General features: G+C 68.0%; 10 protein-coding genes. 1 reads left to right on the top strand and 9 read right to left on the bottom strand.

Features of this window, described 5'->3' with window-relative positions; all coding sequences use genetic code 11:
* Positions 1-6: 6 nt before the first annotated feature.
* The 4 genes from O9255_RS12445 to O9255_RS12430 form a co-directional block, all read right to left on the bottom strand.
* A complete protein-coding gene (locus O9255_RS12445; protein WP_297867186.1) occupies positions 7-906 on the bottom strand; it encodes an ion transporter in 900 nt (299 codons plus the stop codon).
* A gap of 66 nt (positions 907-972) precedes the next feature.
* Entirely contained in the window at positions 973-1,644 is a 672-nt protein-coding gene (locus tag O9255_RS12440) for an MIP/aquaporin family protein (protein ID WP_297867185.1), read from the bottom strand.
* Positions 1,641-2,027, bottom strand: coding sequence for an arsenate reductase ArsC (locus O9255_RS12435; RefSeq protein WP_297867184.1), 387 nt, complete (start codon positions 2,025-2,027; stop codon positions 1,641-1,643). Before O9255_RS12435 ends, O9255_RS12440 begins: the two co-directional genes overlap by 4 nt.
* Complete coding sequence (locus O9255_RS12430; protein ID WP_297867183.1) at positions 2,024-2,362, bottom strand: metalloregulator ArsR/SmtB family transcription factor; 339 nt, start codon at positions 2,360-2,362, stop codon at positions 2,024-2,026. The genes O9255_RS12435 and O9255_RS12430 overlap by 4 nt, the downstream gene beginning before the upstream one ends.
* 122 nt (positions 2,363-2,484) lie before the next feature.
* On the opposite strand from O9255_RS12430, the gene O9255_RS12425 reads away from it, so the two are divergent.
* Positions 2,485-3,639 (top strand): MFS transporter, encoded by a 1,155-nt coding sequence (locus tag O9255_RS12425; RefSeq protein WP_297867182.1) that lies wholly within the window; start codon positions 2,485-2,487, stop codon positions 3,637-3,639.
* Here the strand turns inward: O9255_RS12425 and O9255_RS12420 are convergent.
* The 5 genes from O9255_RS12420 to O9255_RS12400 all read right to left on the bottom strand — a co-directional run bounded on the left by O9255_RS12420 (position 3,622) and on the right by O9255_RS12400 (position 12,264).
* The gene (locus O9255_RS12420) at positions 3,622-5,268 is read right to left on the bottom strand and encodes an EAL domain-containing protein (protein WP_297867181.1); all 1,647 of its coding nucleotides are present in this window, start codon (positions 5,266-5,268) and stop codon (positions 3,622-3,624) included. The genes O9255_RS12425 and O9255_RS12420 overlap by 18 nt on opposite strands.
* Positions 5,269-5,409: 141 nt before the next feature.
* Entirely contained in the window at positions 5,410-5,685 is a 276-nt protein-coding gene (locus O9255_RS12415) for a hypothetical protein (protein WP_297867180.1), read from the bottom strand.
* Between the two features lie 59 nt (positions 5,686-5,744).
* On the bottom strand, positions 5,745-6,635 hold the full coding sequence (locus tag O9255_RS12410) for a 5'-nucleotidase (protein ID WP_297867179.1): 891 nt from the start codon (positions 6,633-6,635) through the stop codon (positions 5,745-5,747).
* Positions 6,635-7,402, bottom strand: coding sequence for an NAD kinase (locus tag O9255_RS12405; protein ID WP_297867178.1), 768 nt, complete (start codon positions 7,400-7,402; stop codon positions 6,635-6,637). Before O9255_RS12405 ends, O9255_RS12410 begins: the two co-directional genes overlap by 1 nt.
* A gap of 14 nt (positions 7,403-7,416) precedes the next feature.
* Positions 7,417-12,264: an NAD-glutamate dehydrogenase domain-containing protein gene (locus O9255_RS12400; protein ID WP_297867177.1), complete on the bottom strand. Its 4,848-nt coding sequence runs from the start codon at positions 12,262-12,264 to the stop codon at positions 7,417-7,419.
* Positions 12,265-12,269 lie beyond the last annotated feature (5 nt).

Below are 12,269 nucleotides of genomic sequence, written 5' to 3'. Positions count from 1 at the left end.
CCGAGCTCAGCGCTCTTCCGCCTTCGCCCGTTCGGTGAGCCGTTCCATCCGCTCCAAGGTGGCGGCCATCGACTGGCGAAGTTCGAAAAGCTCGTGCTCAAGGCTGGGATGGCGCTCGTCGCCGCCCCGCTTGGCCTCGTCCATGCGCTCGTTCTCGATCTGCGCTTCCTGCATCGAGTTCATCACCACGCCGATGACGAGGTTGAGGATCACCATGGTGCCCAGCACGATGAACGAGACGAAGAACAGTGATGCCACCACCGGCTGTGCGTTGGATGCGGTGCACAGGGCTTCCATCCCCTCGTAGCCGAAGTTCTCGCAGCCGTACATCTGCGTGTACAGGGTGGTCGACCAGTTCTCGCCGGTGACGACGATGAACAGGGTGAGCACTGCCATCGGCAGACTGCCGAAATTCCGCGGGTCGTTCTCGCCGAACAGGAAGACCGCGGCCACGCCGTACACATAGAAATGCATGGCGAGGAACAGGCCCACGTAGCCCATGCTGGGCAGCGACTTCAGCAGCGTTCCGACCAGCACCTGCAGTCGCGGCAGAGCGTGCACCAAGCGCAGTACGCGCAGCAGGCGAAGCAGCCTGAGGACGGTGGCCGATTGCGATCCGAGCGGCAGCAGGCAGGCCACGACGATGGCGAAGTCGAACACGTTCCACGGGTCGCGGAAGTAGTGCCATGGCTTCGGCGAGAGGGCGACCATCTTGAGCACGATCTCCGCGCAGAAGATCGCCAACACGATGCGGTCGAGCGCATGCAGGAGGTCGCCGTGTGCGGCCACCATCGCCTTGTCGGTTTCCACGCCGACAAGGACGGCCGCGAACAGGATGACGCCGGTGATGAAGTGATGGAACGACGTGGCCTGGACGACGCGTTGGGCGAAGGCTTGGAGTGACATCGGAGGGACGCGGTGGGGAAATCCGGGACCGACAGTCTCGCTTTCCGACTCCGCCCTGCCAAGCGCTCAGTCGGCTTGCTGCGCCTCGGTGTCCAAGACCCGAGCCACGGCCAAGGCCGCCACCACGCCGCCGAACTGCGCCAGCACGAACCCGAGGACATCCTCCGGGCGGATGCCGGCGAAGGTCGTCGTCAGGGCGCGTGCGAGCGTCACGGCGGGATTCGCGAAGGACGTGCTGGACGTGAACCAGTAGGCCGCGAAGATGTAGGCGGCGACGAGCACGGGCAGTGCCGCCAGACGGTGTCGTGCCCCGAGGAGGATGGTGAGCAGCAGGCCGAAGGTGGCCACGCCTTCGCTCAACCATTGCGAGGCGCCGGTGCGCACCCGCGTTCCCGGCTGCAGCAGGTCGAGATCGAACATGGCGTGGGCGAGCACCACGCCGGCAAGCGCACCAATCAACTGGAAGGGCACGTAGGCCGCAGCCTCGCGCACAGGCAATTCGCCGCGGAACGCCATCGCCAGGGTCACCGCGGGGTTGAAGTGCGCCCCCGAGATCGGCCCGAGAGTCGTGATCAACACATACAGCATCCCCGCCGTCGCTCCGGCATTCGCCAGCAGCGCCACGGCGTCGTTGCCGTCGGCGAGCGCCACGCCCATCACCCCGGACCCGACCACGGTCGCGAGCAGCAGCGCCGTTCCGAGGCTTTCGGCCAGAAGCCGCTGAGGCAGCAGGATCACAGCGAATCCAGCAGGGCCTTCACCCGCGAGGAAATCTCGTCGCGGACCACGCGGTACTCCGGGTCGTCCATGTGCTTCGGATCCGGCAGGCCCCAGTCCTCCCTGATCTTGGCGGGGATCCACGGGCAGTTGTCGCCGCAGCCCATGGTGATCACCGCATCGAACTCGCCGTCGATCTCGTCGAGGGACTTCGAATCGTGGCTGGCGAGGTCGTAGCCCAGTTCGGCCATGAAGCGGATGGCTTTCGGGTTGATGACGCCCGAAGGCTTCGAGCCGGCGCTCAGGGCTTCAACAGCGTCACCGCCATGGATGTGGGCGAACGCCTCGGCCATCTGGCTGCGATTGGCGTTTTCGACGCAGACGAACAGCACGCGCTTCTTCATGGGGACGATCTCGGGGCTGGTGGACAGATCACACCGGGACCACAGGAAGTGGCACCGGCGCAGCAGTTCTCGGTGAGGTAGGCGACCAGGTCGTTCATCCGCGCGAAGTTGGCGCGAACCACGATGCTTCGCCCCTCGCGGCGGTCGAGCACGAGCTTCGCCGCACGCAACACGTTGAGGTGCGCCGTCAACGTGGCGGGCGGCACACGCAGTGCCTCGCGCAGCTCGCCGACCGCCAAGCCCTCGGGCCCGGCCACGACGAGGGCGCGGAAGGCAGCCAGCCTCGTGGCATGGGCCAGTGCGTCAAGGGTCTCGAGGGCGGCGGGGGCTTTCATTGCTTCCATGATTCCAGAACCATGGAAGTATATTCAAGCCTGCGCGACCGTCGGGAGCGGAAGGCGCGCCGCGGCATGGCCGACGGTGCGATCATCCCCGGGCCGTCGTCCTCCCGCCGCCCATGCCCTCCCCGCTCCGTCGCTACGCCGTCTTCTATTTCTGCTTCTACGCGGCCCTCGGCGCGTACACGCCCTACGTGGCTCGGTTCGTGGACTACCTCGGCTTCAGCGGTCTCGTGGCGGGCGGCATGTTGGGCCTGTGGTACGCGTCGCGTATCGTGGCGCCCCCGCTGTGGTCGCGGTTGGTGGCGCAAAGCCCGAGGCCGGGTCTTTGGCTCTTGGCCGGCTGCGTGCTGGCCAGCCTGGGCTTCGCATCGTTCGGCGCGGTGGCGAGCGTCACCGGCTTGTTCGCTGCCATGCTGTTTTTCGGCGCGTTCTACAACGCAGTGATGCCGCAGTTCGAAGCCATGACCCTCGGGGCGATCGCCGGCGAGACGGAGGGCTATGGCCGACTGCGCGTGTGGGGATCGGTCGGCTTCCTCGTCGTCGCCGGGAGCTACGGCGCCCTGCTCGACGCTTGGGGCGAGGCCTGGTTCGTGGGGGCCACGTTGCCGTGGTTCGCGTTGATGGTCTGGGCGGCCTGGCCCTTCCGGAATGAAGCACGCTCGGGCGCTGCCACGGGAACCGTGCGCGTTGCCATGCGCGAGTTGTGGAATCGTCCCGGCACGCGGCCTCTGCTGCTGCTCGCCTTGCTGGTCCAAGCCGGGTTCGGTGCGTTCTATGTGTTCTATACCCTGCACCTGCGGGCCAACGGCCATGACGGTCTCGCGGTCGGCCTGCTCTGGATGGTCGGGGTGTTCGCCGAGATCGTGCTGTTCTGGTGGGCCCCGGGCCTGATCCGCCGCCATGGTGTCCATGCATTGATGGCGCTGTGCCTCGGGCTGACCGTCGCCCGCTGGATCGTGGTCGCGCTGTTCCCGGCATCGATGGCCCTGATGGTCGCGGCGCAACTGACGCATGCCCTCGGCTTCGCGCTTTTCCATGCCTGCTTGATGCAACGCATGGCCGCGCTGTTCCCCGGCCACGAAGCCAGTGCCGGCCAAGGCCTGCTGTATGGCTTCTCGTCTGGTCTCGGCGGCGTTATCGGCGCGCTGCTCGCAGCCGTGCTGTGGGAGTGGCAGGGCGGCGTCGCGGCTTTCCTGGGGGGCGCGGCACTCACCGCGTCGGCGCTGGTGCTCCACCAAGCGAGAGTGACGGGGTCAGGACATCCGGCCTGAAGCGGCGAGACGGGCACGCCAGTCGTCAGCGAAGGCCTCGGCTCCCATGGGGCGCCCAAGGCCATAACCCTGCAGCAGGTCGACGCCCTCATCCAGAAGCACGCGGCGCTGTTCTTCCGTCTCCACGCCTTCCGCCACCGTGGTGCAGCCAGGGCGCTGCGCCAGCGCGACGACGGTGCGGATGATCGCCTCATCGCCGCCGCCGCGGCCGATCCCGTCCACGAACGAGCGATCGATCTTCAGTGCGGTCACCGGCAGCCGCTTGAGGTAGGCCAGCGAGGAATAGCCCGTGCCGAAATCGTCGATGGCAATGCCGAAGCCGGCTTCGCGCAGCAGCTTCAACGAATCGATGGCACGCTCGCCATCCATGATCATCGACTCGGTGATTTCGAGTTCGAGCCGGTCGGTGGGCCAGCCACTGTCTTCGACCACGGCGGCGAGCTGACCCATGAATTCCGGATGCTCCAGCTGCTTCACCGAGAGGTTCACCGCGATCGACGGCAGGTCGAGCCCGTGTTCGCGCCAGCGCATGGATTGCAGGCAAGCCTCCCGAAGCACCCATTCCCCGAGGCGGACGATGAGGCCGGTGTCCTCGGCCAATGGAATGAACTGCGACGGCGGAACCGGACCGAATTCGGCGCTGTTCCAGCGCAGCAGCGCCTCGGCGCCGGCCGGCCTCCCCTCGCGATCCACCTTGATCTGGTAGTGGAGGGACAGTTCGCCAGCCTCGCGCGCGCGCCGCAGCGCGGCGTCCATCTGCAGGCGGCGGCGTGCGGCCTCGGTCATCGCCGGTGTGTAGAAGTGCGCCCGGCCGCGGCCTTCCGCCTTGGCACGGAACATGGCCGTGTCGGCGTTGCGCACGAGGGTCTCGCGGTCGGTGCCGTCCTCCGGGAAGACGCAGATGCCGATGCTGCCCGAGAGGTGCACTTCGTGCCCAGCCACGTCGAAGGTGCTGGCCAGCAGCGCGAGCATCTTGTCCGCCACGCGCATCGCCTCGCGGCCATCCACCACGTCCTCGAGCAGGCAGACGAACTCGTCGCCTCCGAGCCGCGACAAGCTGTCGCTCAGCCGGAGGTTGTAGGCGAGTCGCTCCGCGACGGACTGCAGCAGCCGGTCGCCGACATTGTGTCCGGCGCTGTCGTTGACCTCCTTGAAGCGGTCGAGGTCGATGAACAGCAAGGCCAGCCGGCGCTGGCGGCGCGAGGCTTGGGCAATGGCGCGGTCGAGCTGGTGACCGAAGGCCAGACGATTGGGCAGGCCGGTCAGCGGGTCGTGGTGCGCGAGGTGCTCGAGGCGCTGCTCGGCCGCCTTTCGGACTTCGACTTCTTCGAGCAGTTCGGCAGTCCGCTCGCGGACGCGTTGGTCGAGCTCATGGTTGGCCGCTTCCACAGCCGATTTCTCGGCGCTGAGACGCTCGACGAGATCGACGTTCTCGTCGCGGAGACGAACCAGCGATTGGCCCGCGGCGTGCTGGACGCGCGCCACGCGGGTGATGATGACGAGGAACATGGCCATCAGCGCGGCGAGGCTGGTGTACTCGACCCCGCCCTGCATCAGCAGGCGGAGGGCCGAGATACCGACGGCCGGCACGGCGAAAGCGAAATAGGCCGGCAGCCAGTACGACGTCACGATGATGGAGCCGGCCGCCAGCCCGACCAGGCTGGTGTAGAGGAAGACCTGCAGTGCTGCGCTGTCCGGGGTGAAGAAGGCCCAGCCCGCGGTTCCCCAGAGCAGGCCGGAGACCAGCGACGTGAACGTGAACCGGTGCGCCTAGCGCAGCGCGTCCTGCGCGCCCGGCGGCCGACGCTGGTAGGCCTTCATCAGTGCATAGCGCAGCGCGAGCACCACCAGCGACGCCACCACCCACGGCAGGAGTATCGTCGGGGACACGCTGCCCCAGAACGCGACGCCGACGACGACGGGCATGACCGCGAGGTTGACCAGGATGGCGGGCAGTCCGGCGTACAGGCGATCGACCTGGTGGCCGACAAGCCGCTGCTCCGCCAGGTGAGCGATGTCCGGTTGCTTGCCCTCTGCCCCGTCCATTCGCGCCCTCCTGTGGTTCGCCGTCGCATCCAGCGTCGGCGCGTGGGGTGCTGCGGGCGTTACTCGTTCGAGACACCGTGCGGCACGTGGCCGGCGGCGACGTGCTGCATCGCGCTCTCGATGTTGTGCATCGAATCGTCAAAGAAGATATCGGCACCGAAGGTGTCGAGGAATGGCCCTTTCGGGCGTCCCCCGAGGAACAAGGCCTCGTCGAGGCGGATGCCCCACTCGCGCAGCGTGAGGATCACGCGCTTGTGCGCCGGTGCCGAACGCGCTGTGACCAGGGCGATGCGGATCGGCGGATCGGCGGCCGGCAGGGCCTGTTGCAAGGTATGCAGCGCCGAAAGAAACCCACGGAACGGGCCGCCTGACAGCGGTTCAAGCGCCCGTTCCGTCTCATGGTCGTGGAAGGCCTGCAGCCCTTCCTCCTGCGAGACGCGCTCGCTCTCGTCGCCGAAGATCACGGCGTCGCCGTCGAAGGCGATGCGCAACTGCGGATGGCGGTCCACCGGCGGGAGGCCGGTCGGCAGGATGGTCGCCGCAGCCACGCCATGTTCCAGCGCGCTGCGCACGCTGGCGGGGTTCGCGCTGAGGAACAGCTGTGCGCCGAACGGCTGGATGTAGGGGTGCGTGTCGGCACCGCTGGTGAACACCGCGCGCACGATCCCGAGACCGTAAAACTCGATGGCGTTGAAGATGCGCAGGCCGGTGTCGGCGGAATTTCGCGACAGCAGGATCACTTCGACCGGCGGCACGCCCGCCGGCAGCAGCGCGTTCAGCGCCAGCAGCTTTCGCACCAGCGGGAAGGCGATGCCCGGCTGTAGCGGTTGGTCCTCACGCTCGCGCTGATAGGCCGCATAGGCCTTGAGGCCCTCGCGTTCGAACAGCGCATGGCCGTCCTCGAGGTCGAACAGCGCCCGCGCGGTGATGGCGACGACCAGAGGACGCATCAGCTCTCGAACTGCTCGTTGAGGATGCGGTCCGCGAGGTCGTGCTCGGGGTCGAACAGCAGGTTCACGGTGTGCGTGCGCGATTCGCGGATCCGCACTTCGACCACGTTGCGGACCTCATGCGAATCGGCGGTGGCGCTGACTGGACGCTTCAGCGCGTCGAGCACCTCGATGCCGATCTCGGCGTCGGAGCGCAGCAACGCACCACGCCAACGGCGTGGGCGGAACGCGGCGATCGGCGTCATCGCGATCACCTCCGAGCCGAGCGGCAGGATGGGGCCGTGCGCGGAGTAGTTGTAGGCCGTGGAGCCGGCCGGCGTCGCCACCAGCATGCCGTCGCACACCAGTTCGTCGAGCTTGCGCTGGCCATTCACGGCGATGCGAAGGTGCGCCGTCTGGCGCGTCTGCCGCAACAGCGAAACTTCGTTGTAGGCCAAGGAGTTGATGGTCTGCCCGCCTTCGGTCACCGCCTCCATCTCGAGCGGACGCAGTACGTTGTGGCGGGCGCGGGCCAATCGCTCATGCAGGCCGTCAGCGCGGTACTGGTTCATCAGGAACCCGACCGTACCGAGCTTCATGCCATAGACCGGCAGGCCCAACCCGCCGTGCCGATGCAGGGTCTGCAGCATGAAGCCATCGCCGCCCAGCGCCACGAGCACTTCGGCGTCGGCCGGCGCGCAGGGACCGTGCACGGCCTCGAGCGCCTGGCGTGCCGCCTCGGCTTCCGCCGTGGGGCTCGCCAGGAACGCGATGCGGGAGAACGCCATCCCGACCGGCCCCGTCAGCCGACCCGGCCGCCGGCCGCGGCGATCTGGCCGAGGCGGCGTACCGCGACCAGCAACGTCGCGTAGTCCATACCGCGCAGGTTGCGCATGTCGGCGAACATGGCCAGCGTGTAGCGCAGCGTCGAATCCTCCCGCGAGAGCCACGCACCGACGGCATCGGCGGCGCCCTTGCCGGCCAGCACCTGGCCGACCAGCGTGCTCTGCTGCTGCTGCAGTTCGTCGCGCAGCGCACCACGGGCCTGGGCGTGCCAGCGGCCTTCGACCGGCAGCAGCTCCACCTGGTCCATCAACCACTTGGTGTGCAGCGCGTCGGAGAGCGAGAAATACACGCGGGCGACGTCGGCGACCGGCAGCTTGCGCTGCAAGGCGATCTGCACGATGTCGAGGCCGTAGGCGAGGAAGGGCAGCGCCGCGAAATCAGCCGCCAGTGCCGGCGCGAAGCCCTTGCGGATCCAGGCGTCGATGCTGGCGTCGTATTGCGCCTTGGCTTCGCCCGGCAGCGACTTCGGCAGCACCGCGCGCAGTTCGCCGAGGCTGGCCGAATAGCGATCGACCATCGAGGCGATCACGAGGTGCTCGCCCGGCAGGTTGAGCATCCAGCGGGTGTACTGGCGTAGCAGGTTCCAAACCGCCATCAGCGCGTCGATCTGGGCGGATTCCGGCACCTTGAGGTCCGCCGCGTCGATCGCCGACCACCACTGGCGCGCGTCGAGGATCTCGCGGGCGATGGTGTAGGCCTTGGCGATCTGCGCGGGCTGCTCGCCGGTGTCTTCCTGCATGCGCAGCACGAAGGTGGAACCCATGCGGTTCACCATCGAGTTGGTCACCGCCGTGGCGATGATCTCGCGCCGCAGGCGGTGGCCTTCCATGTCGGCCGCGTAGCGCTCCTGCAGCGCCTTCGGGAAATAGCGCTGCAGCTCGCGCGACAGGTAGGGATCTTCCGGGACGTCGCTGTCGAGCAACTGGTTGAAGATCACGATCTTGTCGTAGCTGAGAAGGATCGACAGCTCCGGCCGCGTCAGGCCGAGGCCGCGCGAGCGACGGTCGCTGAACTCCGCGTCGGACGGCAGGAACTCGATGGCGCGGTCCAGCAGGCCCTGCGATTCCAGCGTGCGGATCAGGTGCTGGAAGCTGCCGAGGCGCGGGATGCTCATCCGCTCCATCAGGCTGATGGCCTGGTTCTGCCGGTAGTTGTCGTTCAGCACCAGATCGCCGACCTCGTCGGTCATCTCGGCCAGCAGCGTGTTGCGCTGCTCGAGCGTCAGGCCACCGCGCGCCATCACTCCGCCCAGCAGGATCTTGATGTTGACCTCGTGGTCCGAGGTGTCGACGCCGGCCGAGTTGTCGATGAAGTCGGTGTTGAGCAGCACGCCGGCGGCGAGGCAGGCCTCGATGCGGCCCTTCTGCGTCATGCCGAGGTTGCCGCCCTCGCCCACCACCTTGCAGCGCAGCTCGCGGCCGTCCACGCGGAGGACGTTGTTGGCGCGGTCGCCGGCGTCGGCGTGGGTCTCGGTGCTGGCCTTGACGTAGGTGCCGATGCCGCCGTTCCACAGCAGGTCCACAGGCGCCTTGAGGATGGCGTTCATCAGCTGGGCGGGCGTCATCTGCTCGATGTCGCCCTCGATGCCGAGCGCGGCGCGAACTTCCGGGCTGACCGGAATGTGCTTCGCAGAGCGCGGATAGATGCCGCCACCGGCCGAGATCAGCGCCTTGTCGTAGTCGTCCCAGCTCGAACGCGGCAGTTTGAACAGGCGGTCGCGCTCGATGAAGGACCTCGCCGAATCCGGGTTCGGGTCGAGGAAGATGTGGCGGTGGTCGAAGGCCGCCAGCAGGCGGATGTGCTTCGAGAGCAGCATGCCGTTGCCGAATACGTCGCCCGACATATCGCCCACGCCCACGCAGGTGAAGTCCTGCGTCTGCGAGTCGCGGCCCATGGCGCGGAAGTGGCGCTTCACCGACTCCCAGCCACCGCGTGCGGTGATGCCCATGCCCTTGTGGTCGTAGCCGACCGAGCCGCCCGAGGCGAAGGCGTCGCCCAGCCAGAAGCCGTGCTCGGCACTGATGCCGTTGGCGATGTCGGAGAACGTGGCCGTGCCCTTGTCGGCGGCGACGACGAGGTACGGGTCGTCCGCGTCATGACGCACGACGTCAACCGGCGGGACGATCTTGCCTTCGACGATGTTGTCGGTGATGTCCAGCAGGCCGTTGATGAAGCGCTTGTAGCTGGCGATGCCCTCGGCCATCCAAGCGTCGCGATCAGCGCTCGACGGCAGGCGCTTCGGGAAGAAGCCGCCCTTCGAGCCGACCGGCACGATGACCGTGTTCTTCACCATCTGCGCCTTGACGAGGCCGAGCACTTCCGTGCGGAAGTCCTCGCGGCGGTCCGACCAGCGTAGGCCGCCACGCGCCACCGGACCGAAACGCAGGTGCACGCCTTCGACCCACGGCGAATAGACGAAGATCTCGCGGTAGGGCTTGGGCTTCGGCAGGTCCGGCACCTTCGACGGGTCGAACTTGAAGCTGATGTAGTCGCGGCCCTTCGTCTGGTGGAAGCTGGTGCGCAGCGTGGCTTGGATGACCGCCTTGAGGCTGCGCAGGATGCGGTCCTCGTCAAGGCTCGACACCTTCTCCAGCACGGCGCCCATCGCTTCTTCGATCCCCGCCATCGCGGCGTTGCGATCGAGTCCGGTGGCCTGTGCTGCGGCATCGACGGCGGCAGTGAGCGCGGTGCGGTCGGCCTCGGCGAGCCCGGCCAGCACGCGGCCGAGCGAATCGCGCGTTGCAGCGCTGCGGGTGGCATCGGCGCCGCCGCGTGCCGGGTTGAAGCGCGCCTCGAAGAGCTCCGCGAGAAGACGGGCCACCAGCGGGTAGCGCACCAGCGTCTCTTCCATGTAGGTCTGCGAGAACGGCACGCCGGTCTGCAGCAGGTACTTGGCGTAGCCGCGCAGCATCGCCACCTGGCGCCAGGTGAGGCCGGCGGCAAGCACCAGCTTGTTGAAGCCGTCGTTCTCGGCGTCGCCGGACCAGATGCGCGCGAACGCCTGTTCGAAATCGGCGCGCGCCGCGGCGAGGTCGCCAAGCGGGCGCTGGGCCTGCACCACGAAATCCTGGATCGCCACCAGGCGACCGTCGGCTTCGAGCTCGTAGGGGTGTTCGGACAGGATGCGCAGGCCGAGGTTCTCGAGCATCGGCAGCGCGTCGGAGAGGGCAATCACGCGGTCGAGGCGCATGGCCTTGAAGCGGAGCCCGTCATCGCCCTGGTACAGCGAGAGGGCGAGGTCCTTCTCGGTCGCGAGCTGGTCGGCGCGGACGAGGTCCTGCGCCGCCATCTCCGGCGTGACCGCATCGATGTAGCCGGGCGGCAGGCCCTTGGCGAAACGCCGGGCCAGGCGCAGGCCGTCGCTCTCGCCCTTGGCCCGTACCAGCGCATCGCGCAGGCCGTCCTGCCAGTTGCGGACGATGGCGGCGATGCGCTGCTCGAGGGCGGCCGCGTCGGCGGCGACCGTGGCGCCCGCCTTCGGTCGGATGACGAGGTACATCTGCGCCAGCGGGGACTCGCCGATGCTGATGCCGGAATCGAGACGCTCGCCCTGCAACGCGTCGCGCAGCAGTGTCTCGATGCGGTTGCGCACCTCGCCACTGAAGCGGTCGCGCGGGATGTACACCAACGCCGAGAAGAAACGACCGTAGCGGTCGCGGCGCAAGAAGAGGCGGCTGCGCACCCGCTCCTGCAGCGCGAGGATGCCCATCACCGTGGTGAAGAGCTCATCCGCCGAACTCTGGAACAGTTCGTCGCGCGGCAGCGTGTCGAGGATATGGCGGAGGGCCTTGCCGCTGTGGCTGGCGGCGGAGAGACCCGAACGCTCCATGATCTGGTCGTGCCGGCGGCGCACCAGCGGGATCTCCCACGGGCGGCGGTTGTAGGCACCCGAGGTGTACAGGCCGAGGAACCGCTGCTCGGCCACGGCGACGCCGTTCTCGTCGTAGACCAGCACGCCGATGTAATCCATGTAACCCGGGCGATGGACCGTCGCGCGGGCGTTCGTCTTGGTCAGGATCAGCACGTCGCGCTCGCCCGCCTGGCGGGGCGCAACGAACTCGCTGACCGCACGCGGGCGCTGGGCGGAGGCGTGGCGCATCAGGCCGAGGCCGCTGCCCTCCACCGGGGCGAGCATGCGCTCCGCGCCGTCGCCCGACACGCGGTATTCGCGGTAGCCGAGGAAGGTGAAGTGGTTGTCCGTGGCCCAGCGGAGGAAATCCTGCGACTCCGCGCGGATGACGTCGTTGACCGGCAGCGCGCGGGTCGACATCTCGTCGGCGGCACGCACCATGATGTCGCGCATCGCCGCCCAATCCTGCACGCAGGCGCGCACGTCGGCGAGGGCGCCTTCGATGCCCTGCTGGATGCCGGCGAAGTCCTCCGTCGCCTGGCGGTCAATCTCGATGTGCATCAACGATTCACCGTCGATCACCGGGTGCACCAGCAGGTGGATGCCGATGCCACGCTCGGCCAGCGCCATGCTCACCGAATCGACGAGGAAGGGCATGTCGTCGTTGGCGATCTGCAGCACGGTGGGCGAGCTGCCGAAGCCCTGCGGCGAGGTCTCCGGATTCAGCATCCGGAGCTTCGGCGCGCCGGCGGCGCGACCCTCGGCGAAGGCCAGCATGTCCCGGGCTACCGCCAACCAGGCCTCGGCTTGGCGCAGCACGAGATCTTCCTGCGGCACGCGGGCGTAGAACCGTTCGACGAAGCGCGACAGCGCCGCCCCGTCAGGTCCCGAGTTCGCTGCAGCCGTGGCCAGGGCGGAAAGTTCGGGGTTGGGGGCGGCGTTCGAGGCGCTCATGGGGT

The sequence above is a fragment of the Silanimonas sp. genome, assembly GCF_027530345.1.
Classification (GTDB): Bacteria; Pseudomonadota; Gammaproteobacteria; order Xanthomonadales; family Xanthomonadaceae; genus Silanimonas.
The sequence above is the reverse complement of the archived record's forward strand: the minus strand, read 5'-3'. Positions and strand labels throughout refer to the sequence as shown.

Excerpts from the sequence above, each read along its gene's own strand:
- O9255_RS12430 (WP_297867183.1), bottom strand. The coding sequence starts at position 2,362 with ATGAAAGCCCCCGCCGCCCTCGAGACCCTTGACGCACTGGCCCATGCC.
- O9255_RS12445 (WP_297867186.1), bottom strand. The coding sequence starts at position 906 with ATGTCACTCCAAGCCTTCGCCCAACGCGTCGTCCAGGCCACGTCGTTC.
- O9255_RS12425 (WP_297867182.1), top strand. The coding sequence starts at position 2,485 with ATGCCCTCCCCGCTCCGTCGCTACGCCGTCTTCTATTTCTGCTTCTAC.
- O9255_RS12400 (WP_297867177.1), bottom strand. The coding sequence starts at position 12,264 with ATGAGCGCCTCGAACGCCGCCCCCAACCCCGAACTTTCCGCCCTGGCC.
- O9255_RS12415 (WP_297867180.1), bottom strand. The coding sequence starts at position 5,685 with ATGGACGGGGCAGAGGGCAAGCAACCGGACATCGCTCACCTGGCGGAG.
- O9255_RS12410 (WP_297867179.1), bottom strand. The coding sequence starts at position 6,635 with ATGCGTCCTCTGGTCGTCGCCATCACCGCGCGGGCGCTGTTCGACCTC.
- O9255_RS12435 (WP_297867184.1), bottom strand. The coding sequence starts at position 2,027 with ATGAAGAAGCGCGTGCTGTTCGTCTGCGTCGAAAACGCCAATCGCAGC.
- O9255_RS12405 (WP_297867178.1), bottom strand. The coding sequence starts at position 7,402 with ATGGCGTTCTCCCGCATCGCGTTCCTGGCGAGCCCCACGGCGGAAGCC.